The organism is Streptomyces panacea, assembly GCF_040560175.1.
GTDB classification, from domain to species: domain Bacteria; phylum Actinomycetota; class Actinomycetes; order Streptomycetales; family Streptomycetaceae; genus Streptomyces; species Streptomyces panacea.
Window position 1 is genome coordinate 1 of the sequence record NZ_JARJHW010000089.1, and the last position, 20,405, is coordinate 20,405.

20 protein-coding genes and 1 pseudogene are annotated in these 20,405 nt (G+C 69.4%); 9 read left to right on the plus strand and 12 right to left on the minus strand.

The features are described from left to right. Positions 1 to 433 precede the first annotated feature (433 nt). From P3L51_RS21035 to P3L51_RS21055, 5 genes are all read right to left on the minus strand, one after another. Positions 434 to 1,273, minus strand: coding sequence for an ATP-grasp domain-containing protein (locus P3L51_RS21035; RefSeq protein WP_354606816.1), 840 nt, complete (start codon positions 1,271 to 1,273; stop codon positions 434 to 436). A 50-nt stretch (positions 1,274 to 1,323) separates the two neighbouring features. Continuing rightward, positions 1,324 to 3,345: an ABC transporter permease gene (locus P3L51_RS21040; RefSeq protein ID WP_354606817.1), complete on the minus strand. Its 2,022-nt coding sequence runs from the start codon at positions 3,343 to 3,345 to the stop codon at positions 1,324 to 1,326. A 133-nt stretch (positions 3,346 to 3,478) separates the two neighbouring features. Further along, positions 3,479 to 4,300: a molybdate ABC transporter substrate-binding protein gene (gene modA / locus P3L51_RS21045; protein ID WP_354606818.1), complete on the minus strand. Its 822-nt coding sequence runs from the start codon at positions 4,298 to 4,300 to the stop codon at positions 3,479 to 3,481. 48 nt (positions 4,301 to 4,348) lie between these two features. Further along, entirely contained in the window at positions 4,349 to 4,747 is a 399-nt protein-coding gene (locus P3L51_RS21050) for a TOBE domain-containing protein (RefSeq protein WP_354606819.1), read from the minus strand. 103 nt (positions 4,748 to 4,850) lie between these two features. Further along, a complete protein-coding gene (locus P3L51_RS21055) occupies positions 4,851 to 5,354 on the minus strand; it encodes a molybdopterin-dependent oxidoreductase (RefSeq protein ID WP_354606820.1) in 504 nt (167 codons plus the stop codon). 442 nt (positions 5,355 to 5,796) lie between these two features. On the opposite strand from P3L51_RS21055, the gene P3L51_RS21060 reads away from it, so the two are divergent. The 7 genes and pseudogenes from P3L51_RS21060 (at position 5,797) to P3L51_RS21090 (ending at position 12,294) form a co-directional block, all read left to right on the plus strand. Further along, entirely contained in the window at positions 5,797 to 6,552 is a 756-nt protein-coding gene (locus P3L51_RS21060; protein ID WP_354606821.1) for a (5-formylfuran-3-yl)methyl phosphate synthase, read from the plus strand. Positions 6,553 to 6,560: 8 nt separating this feature from the next. Next, positions 6,561 to 7,976 (plus strand): aldehyde dehydrogenase family protein, encoded by a 1,416-nt coding sequence (locus P3L51_RS21065; protein WP_354606822.1) that lies wholly within the window; start codon positions 6,561 to 6,563, stop codon positions 7,974 to 7,976. Then, positions 7,973 to 9,097 carry an NAD(P)-dependent alcohol dehydrogenase gene (locus tag P3L51_RS21070; RefSeq protein WP_354606823.1) on the plus strand — a complete coding sequence of 375 codons (1,125 nt, stop codon included), beginning with the start codon at positions 7,973 to 7,975 and terminating at the stop codon, positions 9,095 to 9,097. Before P3L51_RS21065 ends, P3L51_RS21070 begins: the two co-directional genes overlap by 4 nt. Positions 9,098 to 9,198: 101 nt before the next feature. Continuing rightward, the gene (locus P3L51_RS21075) at positions 9,199 to 10,107 is read left to right on the plus strand and encodes a class I SAM-dependent methyltransferase (RefSeq protein ID WP_354606824.1); all 909 of its coding nucleotides are present in this window, start codon (positions 9,199 to 9,201) and stop codon (positions 10,105 to 10,107) included. 399 nt (positions 10,108 to 10,506) lie between these two features. Further along, positions 10,507 to 10,656, plus strand: a pseudogene (locus P3L51_RS21080) (5,10-methylene tetrahydromethanopterin reductase); the annotation flags it as partial. After that, entirely contained in the window at positions 10,653 to 11,273 is a 621-nt protein-coding gene (locus P3L51_RS21085; protein WP_354606825.1) for an FMN reductase, read from the plus strand. The pseudogene P3L51_RS21080 and the gene P3L51_RS21085, both read left to right, overlap by 4 nt. 142 nt (positions 11,274 to 11,415) lie before the next feature. Then, on the plus strand, positions 11,416 to 12,294 hold the full coding sequence (locus P3L51_RS21090; RefSeq protein ID WP_354606826.1) for an alpha/beta fold hydrolase: 879 nt from the start codon (positions 11,416 to 11,418) through the stop codon (positions 12,292 to 12,294). Positions 12,295 to 12,426: 132 nt separating this feature from the next. On the opposite strand, the gene P3L51_RS21095 is transcribed toward P3L51_RS21090, so the two are convergent. From P3L51_RS21095 to P3L51_RS21120, 6 genes are all read right to left on the minus strand, one after another. Continuing rightward, positions 12,427 to 13,647, minus strand: coding sequence for a glutaminase (locus tag P3L51_RS21095; RefSeq protein WP_354606827.1), 1,221 nt, complete (start codon positions 13,645 to 13,647; stop codon positions 12,427 to 12,429). Positions 13,648 to 14,058: 411 nt separating this feature from the next. Continuing rightward, complete coding sequence (locus P3L51_RS21100) at positions 14,059 to 14,331, minus strand: (4Fe-4S)-binding protein (protein WP_354606828.1); 273 nt, start codon at positions 14,329 to 14,331, stop codon at positions 14,059 to 14,061. Positions 14,332 to 14,362: 31 nt separating this feature from the next. Continuing rightward, positions 14,363 to 14,671, minus strand: coding sequence for a GNAT family N-acetyltransferase (locus tag P3L51_RS21105; RefSeq protein ID WP_354606829.1), 309 nt, complete (start codon positions 14,669 to 14,671; stop codon positions 14,363 to 14,365). Positions 14,672 to 14,928: 257 nt separating this feature from the next. Beyond that, positions 14,929 to 16,239 carry an amino acid ABC transporter substrate-binding protein gene (locus P3L51_RS21110; protein ID WP_354606830.1) on the minus strand — a complete coding sequence of 437 codons (1,311 nt, stop codon included), beginning with the start codon at positions 16,237 to 16,239 and terminating at the stop codon, positions 14,929 to 14,931. Then, the gene (locus P3L51_RS21115; RefSeq protein WP_354606831.1) at positions 16,124 to 16,780 is read right to left on the minus strand and encodes a hydrolase; all 657 of its coding nucleotides are present in this window, start codon (positions 16,778 to 16,780) and stop codon (positions 16,124 to 16,126) included. Before P3L51_RS21115 ends, P3L51_RS21110 begins: the two co-directional genes overlap by 116 nt. A 619-nt stretch (positions 16,781 to 17,399) precedes the next feature. After that, the gene (locus P3L51_RS21120) at positions 17,400 to 17,858 is read right to left on the minus strand and encodes a MarR family winged helix-turn-helix transcriptional regulator (protein ID WP_354606838.1); all 459 of its coding nucleotides are present in this window, start codon (positions 17,856 to 17,858) and stop codon (positions 17,400 to 17,402) included. A gap of 413 nt (positions 17,859 to 18,271) precedes the next feature. Between P3L51_RS21120 and P3L51_RS36015 the strand changes: the two genes are divergently transcribed. Both P3L51_RS36015 and P3L51_RS21130 read left to right on the plus strand, forming a co-directional pair. After that, the gene (locus P3L51_RS36015; protein ID WP_435594489.1) at positions 18,272 to 18,535 is read left to right on the plus strand and encodes a MoaF-related domain-containing protein; all 264 of its coding nucleotides are present in this window, start codon (positions 18,272 to 18,274) and stop codon (positions 18,533 to 18,535) included. Between the two features lie 2 nt (positions 18,536 to 18,537). Further along, positions 18,538 to 18,933, plus strand: coding sequence for a nuclear transport factor 2 family protein (locus P3L51_RS21130; RefSeq protein WP_354606833.1), 396 nt, complete (start codon positions 18,538 to 18,540; stop codon positions 18,931 to 18,933). A 220-nt stretch (positions 18,934 to 19,153) separates the two neighbouring features. Here P3L51_RS21130 and P3L51_RS21135 read toward each other — a convergent pair whose 3' ends face one another. Next, entirely contained in the window at positions 19,154 to 20,260 is a 1,107-nt protein-coding gene (locus P3L51_RS21135; protein WP_354606839.1) for an LLM class flavin-dependent oxidoreductase, read from the minus strand. Positions 20,261 to 20,405: the final 145 nt, after the last annotated feature.

Genomic DNA, 20,405 nt, shown 5'->3' on the forward strand with positions numbered 1-20,405 from the left:
TACGCGGGGGGGGGATGCCGTGCGCTCGCCCGGGAGCCTTGTCCGCGGTCCGAGCGAGTTGCATGCTGGCAACGCCGAATTAATTTGTCAAGGTCGTGTCAAAATTGACTCCGGCCATCCCGGCGGCCCCCCGTGTGCCCGCGTGGAGCCGAACTCGCCCCGCGTAGACCGGCCTTGGCCTGCCGCGTTCCAAGGACGATCTTGTGCCGTATGGCACCGGCAACTGCCCACGTTTCGGACAGTGTTCTCTGACTGAACAAATTCGCCGGGTTACGGAAACCCGGTGACGGAAACGCCCCCGTAACGCGAGGAAGCCGACCCACCCTCGGGTGGATCGGCGATCCCCGTGTCCGCGAGACGGTCGCGCGGACCGCGGCCCCGGCATCCGACCGCGCCCGGGAGTTCTCGGCCCGTGAGTGAAGCCGCTCCTCGATCAGCTCAGCAGCGCGCGCAGCGAGACCGCCGTGCGGGTGATGAACGCGTCTCGGGTCGTCTCGTCCAGCAGTTCCAGCGACAGGTACGGGTTGAGGTCCTCCAGCTCCACGAGCAGCAGCTCCCCGTCCGGCGCGCGGCACGCGTCGACGCGCTGGATGCCGTGGTCGAGGGTGTTCCAGTCGATGAACTTCCGCGCGAAGTCGAGATCGACGGCCCTGGCCTCGTACGGTACGAGCTCCCACCGCCGATCCGGGTCGGGCGCGTGGAGCGCGTACTGGAAGTCGTGGTCGACGAAGTAGAAGGAGACCTCGTACGAGAACGGGATACGCGGCTGTACCAGCATGTCCCGGAGATTCGCGAGGTCCGCGACCTCGGCGAGCCGGTCGCGCGGCACGAACCGCATGCCGATGGAGTCCGCCCCGGCCTTCGGCTTCACGACGTACTCGTCGGCGTCCGGCAGCCGCCCCAGGTCCTCGGCCCTGTCGACGGTCGGTATGACCGGCAGCCCGGCGGCGCTCAGCTCCACCAGATACTGCTTGCCCGCCATGTCGCCGCGCCCGGTCAGCGGGTTGTAGACGCGCGCGCCGTCGGCCAGCGCCCGGTCGCGGAAGGCCGCGTACCGCTCCCGGTAGTGGATCACCGGCCCGCTGTTGCGTACGACGACGGCGTCGAACTCGCCCATGAGGCGGGCGGCGTCGGCCGGATGACACATGGCGACGGTGAAGTCCCGCCGCAGGCGGGAGGAGAACAGGATGTCCTCGTCGCAGTAGCGGCGGCCGTTGGCCTCGTAGGCGAGGTCGGTGACGTAGAGGACGCGGGGAGGTACGGCGGCGGACATCGTGCTCCTGAGAGTGATGGGAATATCCGCAGGCTACGCCGGGTGCGCGGTCACCCGGCCACCACGGTCGCCTCCGTGGCCTTCACGCTCGTCCAGACCGGCACCCCGTCGGCCAGCCCGAGTTCGACGGCGGCCTGCGGGGTGATCTCGGCCACGAGGTCCGGGGCCCGCTCCGAGGTGATCAGCACCCGCAGCCGGCTGCCGCTGGAGGTGATCTCGCGTACGGTGCCGGGCCAGACGTTACGGGGGCTGCCGCTCGGCCGGTCACGGTGCACCGACACGGCCTCCGGCGCGATGATCGCCAGCGCGCGCGTGCCCGGGGGCAGCGGATCGGCGACGACCAGCAGGCCGCCGCCGGTGAGCGCGAGGCCGTCGGCGGTCGCGGTGCCCGGCCACGCGTTCCGGCCGAGCATCCGGGCCACCCACGGCGAGCGGGGATGGCGGGTGACGTCGGCGGGCGGGGCGTCCTGGACGACGCGGCCCTCGTCCAGGACGAGCACCCGGTCGGCCAACGACACGGCTTCCACGGGATCGTGAGTGACCATCAGACAGACTCCGCCGAAGCCTTCGAGGTGGCTGCGCAGGGTGTGCCGTACCCGCGCGCGGGTGGTCTGGTCGAGGGCTGCGAGAGGTTCGTCGAGCAGCAGCAGCCGGGGACTGGTCGCCAACGCCCGTGCCAGTGCCACGCGTTGGGCCTGACCGCCGGAGACCTGGGCGGGCTTGCGGTGCGCGAGGTGGCCCACCCCGAGGCGGTCGAGCCACAGTTGGGCGCTCCGGCGGGCCTCGGCGCGCGTGACGCCGTGGGCGCGGAGCCCGTACGCCGTGTTGCTCAGGGCGCTCAGGTGCGGGAACAGCGCGCCGTCCTGGGGCACCCAGGCGACGCCCCGGCGGTGCGGCGGGAGCGCGGTGACGTCGAGCGCGCCGAGGCGCAGCTCGGCGTGGGCGCGTGGGGTCAGGCCGAGAAGGGCGCGCAGGAGGGTGGTCTTGCCGGCGCCGTTGGGGCCCACGACGGCGATGGTGGTGCCGGGTTCGGCGTCGAGCGTGAGGCGGGTGAAGCCGGTGACGTCGGCGTGCAGCGCCCAGCGTTCGTGGACGGTCGTCGGTTCACGTTCCCGGGCCGGGGCCACGGGCGCCGGGGCCACGGGCGCCGCGTCCGCGGCCGCCGTTTCGTCGTCCGGTGAAGTGGCCTGCTTCCGGCGCCTGTTCGTCGCGTCCGTGGTGTCGCGTGGGGTGCCCGTCCAGCGGCCGCGCAGCGCGATCAGCACGGCCATGGCGATGGCGAGCAGCAGCAGCGACACCGATGTCGCGGCCTCCGGCGAGCCCTGGAGCAGCAGATACACCTGGAGCGGCAGCGTCTGGGTGGTGCCGGGCAGATTCCCCGCGAAGGTGATGGTCGCGCCGAACTCACCCAGTGCCCGCGCCCAGGTCAGCGCGGCCCCGGCGAGCAGGCCGGGGGCGACCATCGGCAGGGTGACGGTGGCGAACACCCGTACCGGCGAGGCTCCGAGGGACGCGGCGGTCTCCTCGTAGGTGGGGCGCAGTCCGCCGAGCGCGCCTTCGAGACTGATGACGAGGAACGGCATCGCGACGAACGTCGCCGCCACGACCGCGCCCGAGGTGTGGAACGGCAGGGTGATGCCGAACGTGTCCTCCAGACACGGGCCGAGCAGCCCGCGCCGGCCGAACGCGAGGAGCAGCGCGACGCCGCCGACGGTCGGCGGCAGCACCATCGGCAGCAGGACCAGGGACCGTACGAACGCCTTGCCGGGGAAGTCCACCCGCGCCAGCAGCCAGGCCAGCGGCACCCCGAGGACCAGCGAGAGCGCGAGCGCCCAGAAGGAGACGAGGAGCGAGAGTTCCAGCGCCTCGACGACTCCGGGGCTGGTCAGATGCGTACCGACCTCGCCCCAGGAGGTGCGGGCGAGGATCCCGACGAGGGGCAGGAGCAGGAAGGCGACGGCGAGCAGCGCGGGGACGGCGAGCGCGACGGGGGTACGGGTGCGGGTACGGGTTCGCGTACGAGTACGGCCCGGGGCCCGGCGGGTCAGGGTGAGACGGCTGAGACGGCTCATCGGGCTCCTGCGGGCTTCTGCGATCGTGGCGTCGCGTGTCGGTGTCGCGTGCGCGAGTCGGGCGGGTGGCTGCCGAGCCGCCCACCCGCCCTCGTACACACGCACACACGCACACACGCGCGTTGACGTGGGTTTACGGCTGCTGGAAGCCCGCGTCCTGGAGGAGCTTCTGCGCCTCGGGGGTGCTGAGCCACGCGACGAACGCGGCTGCCGCCTCGGCGTGTTCGGACGTCTTGAGCGTGGCGGCCGGGTACTCGGCGACGGCGTTCTGCGCGTCGGGGATCTCGACCGCGTCCACCTTGTCCGTGGCGGTGGCCGCGTCCGTCTTGTAGACGATCCCGGCGTCGGCCTCGCCGAGTTCGACCTTGCTGAGGACGGCGCGGACGTTCGGCTCCTCGGAGACCGGCTTCACGTCGATCTTCTGCGCGTCCAGGACCTGCTCGCTGTACCGGCCGACCGGGACCTCGGGCGCCGCGAGGACGACCTTGAGCTTGGGATCGGCGAGGTCCTTGAGGTTCCCGATCTTTTCCGGGTTGCCCTCGCCGGTGGCGATGACGAGACGGTTCTTGGCGATGACGGTCGGCGTGCCGGTGTCGCCCTTCAGACCGTCCATGGTCTTGGTGTCGGCGGTGACCAACGCGTCGGCGGGGGCGCCCTGTTGGACCTGCGCGGCGAGTTCCTGCGAACCGGCGAAGGAGAACTTCACCTTGGTGCCGGGGTTCTCCTTCTCGTACGCGGCGCCCGCCGTCGTGAAGACGTCGGTGAGCGACGAGGCGGCGAGAACGGTCAGGTCCGCCTTGGGGGCGCCGGTGGCGGTCTCCGACTCGGTGGACTTGGCACCGGTGTCGCTGTCGTCACTGTCGCTGCCGCCGCACGCGGTCAGCGGGACGAACAGGGCCGCGGTGAGCGCGGTGGCCGCGGCGCGACGTACGGCGGTACTGAAGGTGAAAGACATAAGGGTGAAGACTCCCTGGAAGGCTGGAAAGCCGGAAGGCGATAAGGGTCAGACGCGGTCGATGTGCACGCTGGTCGACTTCACGCGGGCGATGGCCTGCATGCCGACCTCGAAGCCCAGCTCCTCCACGGCCTCCCTGGTCAGGAGCGAGACGAGCCGGTGCGGCCCGGCCTGGATCTCGACCTGGGCCGCGACGTCACCGAGCTTGACGGCGGTGACGATGCCGGGGAACGCGTTGCGGGCGGAGGTGTACGAGACCTCCTCCTCGCCGCCGTTGCCGCTCTGGCCGACCTCGATCGAGAACGCGGCCAGGTCTCGGCCGTCGATGAGCCGCCGCCCGCCCTCGTCGCGATGGGTGGCGACCCGGCCCGCATCGGCCCATCTACGGGCGGTGTCGGTGCTGACGCCCAGCAGGCGTGCCGCCTGACCGATTGTGTAGGACTGCATGCGCGGAAAGATAGGCCGATGGCCTCGCATTTGCAAGGTTTGAGGTGATTATCCATAGCAGATGCGTGACTTCTCGGAGGAACCCCCAAGGCTGGCGGCCAGCTCACCCGGACGCGGGGGCCGGGCCGGGAACGAGGCGGGCGCCGACCCACACGCTCGTGATCGCGCTGATGTAGCGCGCCCCGCAGCGGTCGGTGGGCACGACGAGCTGACTGCCCACCAGGTCCAGCGCCACCCCGTCGAGCGTGGTGGCGAGCAGGGCGGGCACCGCGCCGAAGTCGGGGTCTATCTCGCCCCAGGACAGCACCGTGTGATGACCGTCCCCGCCGGTGACGGCCAGCAGGAAGCGGGAGCGGTCCCGCCGGCGCCGTATGTCGAAGTCCGGCCGCGCGTCGGCGACGACCTCACGCAGCAGCGGCCCCTCGAAGGTGTGGTGCCGGGGCCCGCTGCTCGCGCACTCGAAGACCACGTCGGCGCGGTGCTGCTCCCATCCCCGCCGGAGATCGGCGACGGTCAGCGTGCCGGGACACCTCACCTCACCGCGCAGCGCGAAGGCCCCGGTACGTACGGAAGGTGGGCCCCCGGGTGGCGTCTTGAGTCGGCCCATCGGATTTCCCCCTTCGAGCGGCGCACGCGCGACGACTGCGACGAGGTGATGCCCGCCGGGCGGGTCGCGGAATCATATCTGCGGGCCTTGGGGCGGCTTTTACCTTGCTTCTGCGGGCGTGGGACGACCAATCGGCCGTGAATGCGCAGACGGAGGCCGGTCGGTGGGGGCAAGGGGGTCAGGCGCGAGCGGGGACGGCCTCGGTGGAGGAGGTCACACCGTCCGAGCCGTTCGAGCGCCCCCGACGCGGCAGCCCTGCCGTTGACAAGTCGTCGGCGCGATGGGGGGGCGTGGGCGGGTGAGGCCAATGACTCCTTTGATACTCCGTGCGCCCTCCCAAAGGGTGACGGGCCACGGAAATGATGAGCGGACCGCACGTGATCCAGACGACTCCGCACCCCTGCCCTTCGGCAGGCGGACATGCCGGTGGAAGGAATCCACGTTGTTGCTTCTCATCTCTCCCGACGGTGTCGAAGAGGCCCTCGACTGCGTGAAGGCGGCCGAACACCTCGACATCATCGACGTCAAGAGACCCGCCGAAGGCTCGCTCGGGGCGAACTTCCCCTGGGTCATCAGGGAGATCCGTGACGCGGTCCCGGCGGACAAGCCGGTGTCCGCCACCGTGGGAGACGTACCGTACAAGCCCGGCACGGTGGCCCAGGCCGCGCTCGGCGCGGCTGTCTCCGGCGCCACCTACATCAAGGTCGGGCTCTACGGATGCGCGACGCCGGAACAGGCCGTCGATGTGATGCGCGGGGTCGTACGGGCGGTGAAGGACTACCGGCCGGACGCGTTCGTCGTCGCCTCGGGCTACGCCGACGCCCACCGGATCGGCTGCGTCAACCCGCTCTCGCTGCCCGACATCGCCCGCCGGTCCGGCTCCGACGCGGCCATGCTCGACACCGCGGTCAAGGACGGGACGCGGTTGTTCGACCACGTTCCGCCCGACGTCTGCGCGGAGTTCGTCAGGCTGGCCCACGAGGCCGATCTGCTCGCCGCCCTCGCGGGCAGCGTCAAGGTGGGGGACCTCGGTGTGCTGACCGGCATCGGCACGGACATCGTGGGGGTACGCGGGGCGGTCTGCGAGAGGGGCGACCGGAACACGGGACGGATTCAGCCGCACCTGGTGGCCGCCTTCCGGGCCGAGATGGACCGGCATGCCCGGGAACACGCGGCCACCGTCGCCACCGCGAACTGACCGCCGGCATGCCGACAAGCCGGCCCGTTCGCGGCGCGCGACGCGCGCCCGCGAGCCGCGGAGAGCGCTTCGCCGTCCTCGATCCGGCGACGGGCAATGCCTTCGACGAGGCTCCCGACCAGCGGCTGGACGAGTTGGACGCCGTCGTCGAGCGGGCTCACGCGGCCTGGCTCGGCTGGCGGGCCGACCCCTTCGTCCGCTCCAAGGCGTTACTCACGGCCGCCGACGCCGTGGAGGCGGCCGGGGCCGACCTCGCTCCGCTCCTCACCTGTGAACAGGGCAAACCGCTGGCCGAGTCGTACGCGGAGATCGCCCGCACGGCGGCCCGCCTGCGCTACTTCGCCGAGCAGACCCCCGGGCGCCAGAAGATCACCGACGGCCGGCCGGTTCACAGCGAGGTCCGCTGGCGACCGCTCGGGCCCGTCGCCGCGATCGTTCCGTGGAACTTCCCCCTCCAACTCGCGTCGGCGAAGTTCGCGCCCGCGCTCGCCGCGGGTAACACGGTGGTACTCAAACCCTCCCCGTACACGCCCCTCGCCACCCGGCTTCTGGGATCCGTCGTCGCCGCCGCCCTCCCCGAGGACGTACTGACGATCGTCACCGGTCACGAACCCCTCGGCGCCCGCCTCGCGTCCCACCCGGGGATCCGTCATGTGACCTTCACCGGTTCGACCACCACCGGACGGGCCGTCGCGGCGGGCGCGGCGGCCTCGCTCGCCCGGGTCACCCTGGAGTTGGGCGGCAACGACGCCGCCATCCTGCTGGACGACGTGGATGTGGAGGGCATCGCGGAGCGGCTGTTCTGGGCGGCGTTCCGCAACTGCGGGCAGGTCTGTATGGCGGTCAAACGGGTCTACGCCCCGGCCAGGCTCTACCCGCGGGTGGTCGAAGCGCTCGCGCAATACGCCAGGACCGTCGTCGTCGGAGCCGGACTCGATCCGGACTCGCAGCTGGGGCCGGTCAACAACGCCCCTCAGCTGGCCCGGGTCGAACACCGCACGGCCCAGGCGTTGGCGGCCGGTGCCCGAGCCGCGGCCGGTGGTCACCGGCTGGACCGGCCGGGCTACTTCTTCGCCCCGACCGTCCTGGCCGATGTCCCGCCCGACAGCCCCGTGGTGACGGAGGAGCAGTTCGGTCCCGTCCTGCCGGTGCTGCCGTACCGGAGCGTCGACGAGGCCGTCGAGGCGGCCAACAACACCGGCTTCGGACTGGGGGGTTCGGTATGGGGGACCGACCTCGACCGGGCCGAGGCGGTGGCCGACCGGCTGGAGTGCGGCACGGCGTGGATCAACCACCACGCGGAACTCTCCCTCGCCCAGCCCTTCGCGGGCGTCAAGGAGAGCGGGGTCGGCGTCGCGGGTGGGCCGTGGGGGCTCTACGGAAACCTCAGGCCGTTCGTCGTACACCGACCGGAGGAGGCGTGACGAGGAAATTCGGCGCGGCGGTACTGCGCGCGTACGAGAGCCCGTTCGCCCTGGAGGAGGTGATCCTGCACACGGGGCCGGCCGACGGCGAGATCCTGGTCAGGATCGCGGGCTGCGGGTTGTGCCGGACCGATCTCGCGGTCCGCCGTTCGGCCGGCCGCTCACCGCTGCCGGCCGTGCTCGGCCACGAGGGGGCCGGGGTCGTCGTGGAGACGGGCGGCCCGGCCACCGGCCTGACCATCGGCGACCATGTCGTGCTGAGCTTCGACTCCTGCGGACACTGCCGGAACTGCACGGCCGCGGCCCCCGCCTACTGCGACTCCTTCTCCTCGCTCAACCTCTTCGGAGGGCGCGAGGAGAACGCGGCACGCTTCACCGACGCGGCCGGGGGCGAGTTGGCCCCCCGCTGGTTCGGCCAGTCCTCGTTCGCCGAGTACGCGATGGTCCCGGCCCGCAACGCCGTGCGGGTCGATCCCGCGCTGCCGGTCGAACTGCTCGGACCGCTCGGCTGCGGCTTCCTCACCGGCGCCGGAGCGGTCCTGAATTCCTTCGGCATCGGCCCCGGCGACACCCTCGCGGTCTTCGGCGCGGGGGCGGTGGGTCTGGCCGCGCTGATGGCGGCGACCGCCGCCGGGGCGGTGACCGTGGCCGTCGACCGGCACCCGGAGCGGCTGGCACTCGCCGAACGGCTGGGCGCGGCCCCGCTGCACGCCGAGTCGGCCGGCCTGCCGGACCGCGTTCGGCGACTGACCGACGGCGGCGCGCGGTACGCGTTGGACACCACGGGCTCGGCCGGGCTGATCAACGACGCGCTCAGAGCCCTGCGTCCGACCGGCCACCTCGGCCTGGTGGCCCGGCTCCACACCGCGCTGGCGCTCGAACCGGGGACGCTGGACCGGGGCCGGCGAATCTCCCACATCTGCGAGGGCGACGCGGTGCCGGGACTGCTGATTCCACGGCTGACCGGGCTGTGGCAGGCCGGGCTGTTCCCTTTCGACCAACTGATCCGTACATACCCGCTCGCCGACATCAACGAGGCCGAACGCGACTGCGACGCGGGCCGCGTGATCAAACCCGTCCTGATCCCGGAGGGGACGGGGCGGGACGGGACGGGGCGATGAGCGTGGGACCCGCGTTCCCTATTCGTACCGACATTCGCACTGGCTTTCGTAGCGACATCCGTACCGACATTCGTAGCGACACTCGTACCGACGGAGGACGCATGGCCGACACGGCACATCGGAGCACCAGTACGGAAGGCGTGGCAGGGGGTGTCGGTCTGACCGCCCTCATGGTCGCCGCGGCACGGGCGATCGAGACCCACCGCCACGACAGCCTGGCGCAGGACGCCTTCGCGGAGCACTTCGTGCTCGCCGCTCCGGCGTCATCGGGCTGGCCGGTCCACATACGACAGGTCCCGGACGGGGACGCGAACCCGCTGTGGGGACGTTTCGCGCGCTACTTCGGTCTGCGGACGCGGGTCCTGGACGACTTCCTGCTTCAGTCGGTGCACACGGGCGGTGCCCGCCAAGTCGTCCTGCTCGGGGCGGGGTTGGACTCGCGGGCCTTCCGACTCGACTGGCCTCCGGGCTGCGTGATCTTCGAGATCGACCAGGAAAGCGTGCTGGCGTTCAAGCACGAGGTGCTCGGCGGACTGTCGGCCACCCCGAACGCCGCGCGCGTACCGATCCCGATCGACCTGCGCGCGGACTGGGTCGGAGCACTGACCGACGCCGGCTTCGACCCGGCAGCGCCCACCGTCTGGCTGGCCGAGGGGCTGCTGTTCTATCTGCCCATCACCGCCGAGACCTACCTCATCGACACGGTGGACCGGTTGAGCGCGGGGGGAAGCGCCCTGGCGTTCGAGGTCAAACTTGAGAAGGACTTGCAGGACTACCGCGACAGCACGCTCTACACGGCTACGAAACACCAGATCGGCATCGACCTGCTCAACCTGTTCGACGGCGAGCCGCGGCCGGACTCGGCCGGCGATCTGAGGAGCAAGGGCTGGTCCACCTCGATCCACACGCCCTTCGACTTCACCCGTCGCCACGGACGCGGTCCGCTGCCCGAGCCGAACGACGCGCTTGAGGGCAACCGTTGGGTGTTCGCGAACAAGCCCCGGCCATGACGCCGAGGTTCAGGCGCCCCACGTCCGCCGTGGGGCGCCGTCAGGGACCGTCCCTTCTGTCGCAGCGGGCGGCGGTACGGAGTTGAGCCGTCCCCGGCGTTCGGGCACGGGCACGATGGGCATTTCACCCCGTACCGCCCGCGTGACGGGGGTCCGGTCGGCGATCTCCAGCAGCCGGGCGCGCCGGGTTCGGCAGTCCGATCCAGAGCCGGTGGCGACCAGGCTGCGGCTCGTACGTGAACGGGCCGGACGGCATCAGCGCCCGCCGGGTGGCGGAAGTAGTGACGCGGCGAATCCTGTTGGGGCATAATGTTGACACGTCCACTACCTGAAGGTGGGCGACCATGCGGTTCGGGATCGCCACCGTCGGGACGCCGGAACACCGGGCCCGTGCATACCGACACGCTCGGCAAGGAGGTCGTACCCGTGCTGCGTGAGGAGTTCACCAAGGGGCGCCCGGCGGACATGCCGGAGGCTCCGACCCACCGGTCCCTGCTCGCCGCTGCCAAGGCTGCCCGGAGCAATTCCCAGGAAGTGACTGTCCGATGAAGCTCGTCGTCATCTCAGCGGGCCTGAGCCTGCCCTCGTCCACCCGGCTGCTGGCCGACCGGCTCGCGGACACCACGCGGCGGCAACTGACAGCCGACGGGCACGAGGTGGACATCAGCGTGGTCGAACTACGCGACCTGGCGACCGATATCGCTCACGTCATGGTGACAGGGTTCCCGGGCTCGGACCTGAGCGACGAGTTGGAGACGGTCGCGGAAGCGGATGGTGTCATCGCCGTCTCACCGATCTTCTCCGCCTCCTACAGCGGGCTGTTCAAGTCCTTCTTCGATGTGCTGGATCCGGATGCGCTGACCGGGAAGCCGGTGCTGCTCGCCGCCACCGGCGGCACGGCCCGACACTCGCTCGCCCTGGAACACGCGCTCCGGCCGCTCTTCTCGTACTTGCGCGCGACCGTCGTCCCCACCGCCGTGTACGCGGCCTCCGAGGACTGGGGCGCGGCCGGCACGGGGGCTGAGAGCCTCGCCGACCGCATCACCCGCGCGGGCCACGAGCTTGCCGCGCTCATGGGCGGCCGCCCGGCCACCACCGAGAACACCGAGAACACCGAGGACGTTGTCCCCTTCGAGCGGCAACTGGCCGCCCTCCGGCCGGAGTGACCTGCCGGATGCCCTCGCCCAAGGTCTCTCCGGCTTCGTCCGTTCCGCGGCGGGCGCTCCCTGATCCGGCCTGATCCAAAAGACAGACCCTGGCCCGCGCCCCATTCGATCTCAGTAGTAGACGGAGTATCCAGTGCCACTGTTGCGGCTGCCCGACGGGCGCGATCTCGAGTACGAAGCGCGAGGACCGAGCACAGGACCGGTCGCCCTGTTCCACCACGGCATGCCGGGCTCGGCCGTCCCGATGGACACGGTCCTGGGTTCGATGACAGCGCGCGGGTTCCGGGTGGTGACGTACTCAAGGGCGGGTTACGGCGCGTCAAGCCACGCCACCGGCCGAACTGTTGCCGATACGGCCGCCGACTGTGCCTTCCTGCTCACCCACCTTGGCGTCAAGCGCCACCTCGTTGTCGGGTGGTCCGCCGGCGGACCGCATGCGCTGGCCAGTGCGGCGGTGGCCCCTGAGAGCGTTGAGGGCGTGCTGCTCGTCTCCTCGTTCGCGCCGTTCGACGCCGACGGCCTCGACTACGTCGAGGGCATGGGCGCACAGAACGTCGCACAGTTCGGGACGGTCGGACACGGCGAATCGGCGATGCGCGCGCTCGTGGGGCAGATGGCTTCGGCGGTCCGGGGCAGCACCTCGGCAGATGTCGCGACCGAGATGGCCTCCCTGCTTCCCCCCGTGGACCTGGCGGTGCTGACCGCCGAGTACGGTGCGGACAACGCGGCCAACATGGACCACGGTCTGTCCCGAGGGGACGAGGGTTGGGTCGCGGACCTGGCCGCGCTCACCAGCCCGTGGGGCTTTGACTTCGGTGTCGTCGCGGCGCCGATCGAGCTGTGGCACGGCACCGTGGACCAGATGGTCCCGGTCACGCACGGCCGGTGGTTGGCCGATCACCTGCCCACGGCCGAGTTTCATCTGGAACCCGGGCAGGGACATCTCTCTCTTGTGATCGGCAGTCTGGGAGAGAAGCTCGAAGTTCTGCGAGAGCGCGTCGCCGACCGCGCCACGTCCTGACTGACTCTTCTGACTCGGCGACGCCGACCGGGTCGACCGTGTCGACCAGCGTCAGCGGTCGACGGCACCAGGCACACGACGCCATCGGCGTCGGGCGCTCCTTCTCAAGGATCCGGGGGGGGATGGGGCCGGTCAGAAGGCGTCCGGGTAACTGCCGTCTCCCAGATCAGGGTTCGGCAGCACGCCCGAGGGGTCCCGGACGGCAACCTTGCGTCCGTCCAGCCGCAGTCGGCGCAGACCTTCGAGCGACATGCGACGGCCGAGATCGGAGAAGGAATGCACCCGGGTGACGTCCAGAACCACGTCGGCCGCGCCGTCCGAGTCCGCCATCAGGTCCAAGAGCTCCGACGCGGCGGTGAGCTGGACGTTGCCCTGCAGGGCGAAGGTGACCGTGCCCCGTGACTCGCTCACGTCGACGGCATCGAGCCGGCCCCGATCGGAGGAGAACAGGTGCATCCCCATGTCCTGGGAGAGCCGCTCGAAGACGAGTCGACCCCTCTTGCTGTTGCCGTAGGAGTCCAAGCGCGGGGAGAAGGTTCCGATGCCCACCATGTCGGGCAGAACGCCGACGATACCCCCGGCGACGCCGCTCTTGGCGGGGATGCCCACGCGGGTGAGCCAGTCGCCTGCCGCGTCGTACATCCCGGCGGTGGCCATCACGGCCATGACGTGACGGGCGACGCCGGGATCCATCACCCGTTCGCCGGTGACGGGCTGGATACCTCCGGTAGCGAGCGTCGCGGCCATCACGGAGAGGTCCCGGACGCTGACCAGGATCGAGCACTGGCGCGTATACCCCTCAACGACGGACGGCACGTCCCCGTCGAGAATGCCGTAGGTGCGCAGCATGTAGGCGAGGGCAAGGTTGCGGTGCGCGGAGCCGAGCTCTGAGGCGCACACACGCTCGTCGACCCGCAGATCCCGGCCCGCGAGGCGGGAGAAGAACGTCACGGCACGCTCGACACGATCGTCCTGACCGGCCTCCGCGCCGACCAGGAGCGAATGCGTCGTGATGGCTCCGGCGTTGATCATGGGATTCTTGGGCCGGTGGGTGCCCCCTTCGAGGGAGAGCTCGTTGAAGGCCTCGCCGGACGGCTCGACCCCGACGGCATCCAGGACGCGGTCGAGGCCACGATCGATGATCGCGGCCGCATAGGCGAACGGCTTGGAGATCGACTGGATGGAGAACTCCGTGTCGGCGTCGCCGGCGGCGTAAGTGCGACCCAGCGTCGTGGTCAGCGCCATGCCGAAACGTTCCGGATCAGCTTCGGCGAGCTCGGGGATGTAGTCGGCGTTGGCGCCGCTGGTGTCGTCACGCAGGCTGTCGAGCACTTCGTCCAGGTAGTCGGGCACGGGAGTCTTCATGAGGCAGGTCCTTCTGTCGCGAGTCGCGGTAGGTGGAGAGCCACTTCTTCGGCTCGGCCCGGTGACGTGGGAGTAGAGCGTGCAAGAGACATGGCGTTCCTTCCTCTCCATGCCGGGAGTCCCGGCTGCCCCGCCGCCCCTGCCGTCCTCGGAGGTTCCGCCGCACGGATCGAGGTCGAAGCCACGCCGAGGCGGACGACGTCGACCGCTCCAGAAGGACGGTTTCTCACCGTACGGCGACGGCAGCCAGGATCAGGACATGGCCGACGGCGCCGAAAGGGGGACCAATCCCGTCCGGCGCCGTCGGCTTCTGAAGGAGGCTCTGCCCGTACTTGCGCCGGGGCCCCGCTCTCCGCACGCGGCCCCCCGGCGTGCCCACGCTCAACTCGCCGTGTGCGATCAGCTGTTGGGCGTGATCTGCGCGGGCCTGTCCGGTGTCTGCGCCCCGTCGTCCGCGAGTTCGTACTGGAGCGCACCCGATGGACAGCGGCGCACCACTTCGGCCAGGCGCTCGGCCTCGGCACCGTCGGGCCGGATCCACGGGCGCTCGCCCGGGTCGAAGACCTCCGGGAGGCCGTTCACGCACTCGGCGGCGTGCAAGCACCGCCCGGCCTCGAAGGTCACAGTGATCGACCGGCCCTCGTACGTCTTCTTCTCGGTTCCGATGCTCATGCCGGCCTCCGTCACTGCCTTGCCTGGCTGTTCAGTCGCTGACTTCACTGCGGGACTGGTACAGCAGGTCCTTGTACTCGGGGTGCCGTTCGATCCACCCCGAGAAGAACGGGCAGGTGGCCAGCACCCGTAGATTCGCGGCACGCGCCTCGTCGAGGGCGGTACGGACCAGTGCCGCCCCGACTCCCCTGCCCTCGTACTCCGGCGAGACCTCGGTGTGTACGAACGCGACCAGTTCCGTGGTGCGGATGTACTCCGCGACGCCCGCGACCTCGGCCTTTCCGTCGACCCGGGCCTCGTACCGCTTGGCTCCGGGAGCGTCGCTCACTTCCACTGCCATGTGTCCTCCCCTATGTCCTCCGCGTGAGTCTCGTTCCACACTAACCCAATCCGGTTGACGCATCAACTTGCCCGTCTCGCAGGCGGGCCGGCCTCGGCGAACTGGCAGTCATCACCGGCGACATGGTCCGACCGATCGCCTGGGCGCGTACGCCGATCGATGACCGCGCCACGGCCTTCCTCAAGGCTCGGGCGAATCGACGACGGGTCGCCGGATTGTCCGGCGACCCGTCGTCACAGGGCTGCGGTCGGCCTCCCTCACTCGTCGATGAGAGCTTCCGCGTAGGGAAAGATGAGCTCTCCGGAGGACGATTCCGGCGGTGCCACGACGATCTGCCTCGACCCGTTCCGGAATTGGCCGAGCTCATGGCCGGTGATTCCCTGGAACTGGACTTGCAGGACGCGCGGCTCCGACCACTCCCCCTTGACTCCGAACCTGACATCGCCCATGACGGTCGGGAAGGTCTTCTCCCGTGCGTACGACGAGAGGCTCGCGTCGTCGAAACCACCGGTCGCTTCGACGGCCTGGGCGACCACCTGCATCTGGGCGTAGGCGAGTGGCGCCATGTAGTGCCCCAGAAGGTCGACACCGGCTTCGCCGGCCCGTTCCTGGTAGGTGTTCAGCAGCTCCTGAACGCCCGGGAACATCATTTTGGGCACCGGCGCCCAGTACTCGTAGTTCACGAAACCGTTGAGCAACGGGCCGAGCTCCGTCCTCACTGCTGTGTTCTGCGGACCGATCATGGCACCGCCGACCATCTTCGGCCGGTAGTGATGCGACCGGATGGCGCGCGCCAGGCCCAGCGAGTCGGCCAGGTAGGAACAGAGAAACAACAGATCACTGTCGCTTTCGGCGACCGCGTCGACAACGGGCGCGAAATTCTCGGTCGCCAGCGGATACGTGACCTCGTGGACCACCTTGATGCCGTACTTCTCCGCATTGGCCTTGGCACCGAGAATGGGATTGCGCGAGAACTCGGCGTCGGCGGACACGAGCGCCACGGTTTCCGGCCGGGGATTCTGCTCCGCGGCGAGAGCGAAGAACCCCTCCGTGAGTGCGGCATTCGGATCCGGCCCGGTGGGGATCATGGCGAAGTAGTTCGGATAGATGAGCGCGTTGTTGACACCGAGGCCCATGAGCCCGACGAAGAAGCGCTCCCGCTCCACCATCAACGGCATGGCCGGCAGCAGGGTGTTGGTGCCGTATCCGCCGATGACGAGGTCCACCTTGTCCTCGTCGATCAGCCGCTCGTAGATCCCGGGAACGAGGCCGGCGTTCCCTTGGTCGTCGTAGCGGACGAACTCGACCGGACGGCCGAGCAGTCCGCCCCGGCTGTTGATGTCTTCGCGCCAGATCTCATGCGCGAGACGGGCCGACCGGCTGTTGTCCGCGAGGGAACCGGTCAGCGACAGGCAGTACCCGATACGGATCGGCGCCGGCGCGGCAGCGATGTCAGGCTTCGCTTCCGGTGGGCGTGGCCAGGAGCTGCATCTCCCAGGCGAAGGCCACACCGCTGGCACCGCCGTGCTGCACCTGGATCTCGGCGGCGCCCTGCGCGGTCTTCTCACGGGCCCAGTCGCGCTGCCACTCGCCCAGCACGGCCATCCAGGTGATCGGAACCACGCCCGCCTGGACCATGCGCCGCACGGCCATGTCGTGGGCTTCCTTCGAGACACCGCCCGAGGCGTCGGTGACGGCGAAGACCTCGAAGCCCTCGCCCGCGGCCTGTATGGCCGGCATCGCCAGACAGATCTCCGTCCAGAGACCGGCGAGGATCAGCTTCTTGCGCCCGGTCGCCTTGACGGCATCCACGACGCGCTGGTCCTCCCAGGTGTTGATGAAAGTCCTGTTGATCGGCTTCTGCTCCGGGAACACGTCCTGCAGACCCTGGAGGAGAAGGCCGCCGCGCTCCTCCAGAACGGTCGTCAGAATGGTCGGAACGTCGAACACCTTGGCGGCCTTGGCGAGTCCGACGACGTTGTTGACGACCATCGTCGGTTCGTGGCTGTTCAGGTTGGCGAACTGGAACGGCTGGTGGTCGATCAGTACGAGAACGCTCTCCTCGGGCGTCAGCAGCGCGTCGAGTCCGGCCTTGTTCTCAGTGCTCATGGGATTCCCTTGCTGAAGTTTCGCGTCCACGGGCCTCAGGCAGCGCACCGAAATCTCGATGCCGACAGTGAGCCGGCTACGGGCTGACCGGCCGGCGACCCCAAACCATTTGGTTGACGCGTCACCCACATTAAGTGCCGACCTTTGACGCGTCAACTAGCCCTGGGAGGTGCGGATCTGACGGGGACGAAGACCGACGAGACCATGCGGATCGGGCGCAGCCGGGAGATGAAGCACAGTCCGTGCCGCGTGCGGGCCGGTTCGGCGGTGAGCCCAAGGTCGCAGCGGCGCTCGGCCACGGCGGGGGCCGCCCGGCCGGTCGGGTCCGCGATGGCCACGTCGGTCAACTGGTAGTGCGCGGCTGGCAGTTGACCGACCAGCGGTCGCGCGGCGAGGGGTGTTCACCACGCTCGGGCGGTTGGGCAGCGGACCGCCGTCGTCCCTGAGCACGATCGGCGACCGGGCGGCAGGCCGATCGCTGCGAAGTCGTGGGCGATCGGACGGCCGGCGATGTTGCGCCCCAACCGCCGGCGCAGGAGTGGGTCAACGTCGGCCTGCGAAAGTCGCGTAAAGCGTCTGTCCGGTTCAGGCGTCTGTCTGGTTCAGGGGTCTGTCTGGTTCAGGCGTCTGTCTGGTCGAGCACTTCGACCACACGCGCGCTGATCCTGCCGAGGGCGGCGGTGTCGGATGCGCCCAAGTTGTCGAAAAGGACGTCTCGTATTTCTGTGCGCTGCGCACGTAGCACCCGCACTACGAGCAGCCGGCCTTGCGAGGTCAGGGTGGCCTCGTAGGCACGTCGTCCCGCCGGTACGCGTCCGCGGGTGACCAGACCCTGGCGTTCCAGGACGGTGAGCGTGTGGCTGACGCGGCTGGGCGAGAAGCGCAGCATGCCGGCGAGCGCCTTGAGGCCCATCGTCTGATTCTCCGCGGCGCTGAGAAGGACCAGCAGTTTGAAATGTCCGTGCGAGATGCCCCCGTCGCGCTGGGATTGCCGTTCCAGCGCAACCTCGAGGAGATGGGCCGCCAGCACCAGGTCATGCCAGACCGCGGATCGGTCGAGGTCGTCGTCACGTCGCATCGTCACGGTGTTAATCTTGGCGCCGGTGCGGCGGCATGTCGACCTGGGGCTCCACAGCGTTGCGCCGCCGTTGGGTGTGCCGGGTCCGTTGGGTGCCTGCGGGCTGTGCCGGATGTGCGGCTCGGCCCGGTATCGGCCTGTCGCGGTGAGGCCCCCTGCCGGCGAACAACCGCGACGCGATGAGGGAGTTGTCGGTGGCGGAAGCCGCGTAGCGTCCCGCAGTCCACCGCGATCACCCGCCGCTGTCGCCGCGCTCCGGCACCCTGAGTGTGTTCCACGTCTCAGAAGGCTTGCGCAAACGCCCGCCTTGAGTTGAAACTTCAACTCGACATCGAGGTTGTGATCGACGACCTGAAGGACATGCCATCACCAAGCAACTAACCGGCCACAGCTACCACTTCGACCTCGGCGACCTGAAGGTTCGGTTCACCTTCGATTCGCCGACCCAGGGCAGCTTCGTCGTAGAGGACGGCGCGGGGCTCGCCCCCGACGGCCACACCGAAACGGTGGCCCTGAATCTCCGAGAGATCCGCGAAGGCGTCTATCTGAACTCCTGGACCGAGGCGAGCGGAGCCACGGTGACCCACCTGGAGGACTTCGAGAACGGGACGTTGTACTCAAATGTGACCGTCGACGGCAAGCTCTACCACTTCACCGGAACGATCAAGGAGGCCTGACCATGACCCAGCACGCCGCCGAGCAGGACAACCAGGCGAACCGCAACATCGACATCGTGCTCACCGCGATGCGGGAGTTGTTCGCCGACAAGGATCTCACCGCGATAGACCGGTACTGGGCCGAACCGTACATCCAGCACAGCCCGCAGATGCCCAACGGGCTCGACACCCTGCGCAACGCCGTTCCGCACCTGGAGGGCTTCTCCTGGGAGCCGCAGCGGATCGCCGCCCAGGGCGATCTGGTCTTCACCCACAGCATCGTCCACGGCTGGGCTCCGAACCCCGTGGCCATCGTCGACATCTACCGGCTGGACAACGGACGCATCGTGGAACACTGGGACGTCGTCCAAGACATCGTCGCCGCCGAGGAATCCGCCAACGGCAACGCGATGGTGTAGGCCCGCGGGTCGAGATGCCGCCGCACCGGCGCAAGGATGAACAAACGACGATCCCAGCGCGACAGAGCATTTCGCACGGGCACTTCAGCCGCGCGTTCTCCTGAGCTCATCGCCTGGTCGCACGGGTCCTGCGCTCACTCCGGCTCCGCGGACGGCAGCGCCGCCTGGTGTCGGCCCTGCCGCCGTTCGGAACGGGGCATGCCCTCGCTGTCGGCCTGTCTCAGTCGGTCGTCTCGGCGGAGGATGCCTGCTCGGCGTCGCGGGCGGCGACCAGTGAGGTGTGGAGGGGGGCGTCGGGTACGCCGGCCGGCCGGTTCTTGGCGAACTCCTTGCGCAGGACAGGCAGAACCTCCTCGCCGAGGATGTCGAGTTGCTCCAGTACGGCCTTCAGCGGCACGCCCGCGCCGTCCACGTTGAACAGTTGGCGCTGGTAGTCGCCGAAGTGCTCGCGGAAGGTCAGGGTCTTGTCGATGACCTGCTGGGGACTGCCGACGGTCAGCGGCGTCTCGTCCATGTACCGCTCCAGCGAAGGCCCGCCGCCCATGATCGGTGAGCGGTTGAAGTAGGGGCGGAACTCGCGTACCGCGTCTTGGGAGTTGGCCCGCATGTAGATGTGCCCGCCAAGCCCGACGATGGCCTGTTCGGGGGTGCCGTGGCCGTAGTGCGAGTACCGCTCACGATAGAGACTGATGAGCTTCTGGAAGTGTTCCTTGGGCCAGAAGATGTGGTTGGCGAAGAATCCGTCGCCGTAGTAGGCGGCCTGCTCGGCGATCTCGGGCGAGCGGATGGAGCCGTGCCACACGAAGGGCGGTACGCCGTCCAGCGGCCGGGGCGTGGACGTGAACGACTGAAGCGGCGTACGGAACTTGCCCTCCCAGTTCACGACGTCCTCGCGCCACAGGCGGTGCAGGAGCGCGTAGTTGTCGATGGCGAGGTTGATGCCCTGGCGGATGTCCTTGCCGAACCAGGGGTAGACCGGGCCGGTGTTGCCCCGGCCCATCATCAGGTCCACCCGGCCGTCGGCCAGGTGCTGGAGCATGGCGTAGTCCTCCGCGATCTTCACCGGGTCGTTGGTGGTGATCAGCGTGGTGGACGTGGAGAGGATGATGCGTTCGGTGCGCGCGGCGATCCAGCCCAGCAGGGTGGTGGGAGAGGAGGGCACGAACGGCGGGTTGTGATGCTCGCCGGTCGCGAACACATCGAGCCCGACCTCCTCGGCTTTCAACGCGATGGTGACCATGGCCTTGATCCGCTCGTGCTCGGTCGGCGTCCGGCCGGTGGTGGGGTCCTGTGTCACGTCACCGACGGTGAAGATCCCGAATTGCATAGCACCCATCCCTGTATGGTTGATCTATCAACTCTCGTGGAAACGTGATGCCGATCGCGGGTATTCCTGCCGCGACAGCTCCACGAAGGCGGCGATTGACGAGTCGGCGCCATTGCCCTACGGTTGTGGTTGATACATCAACCGG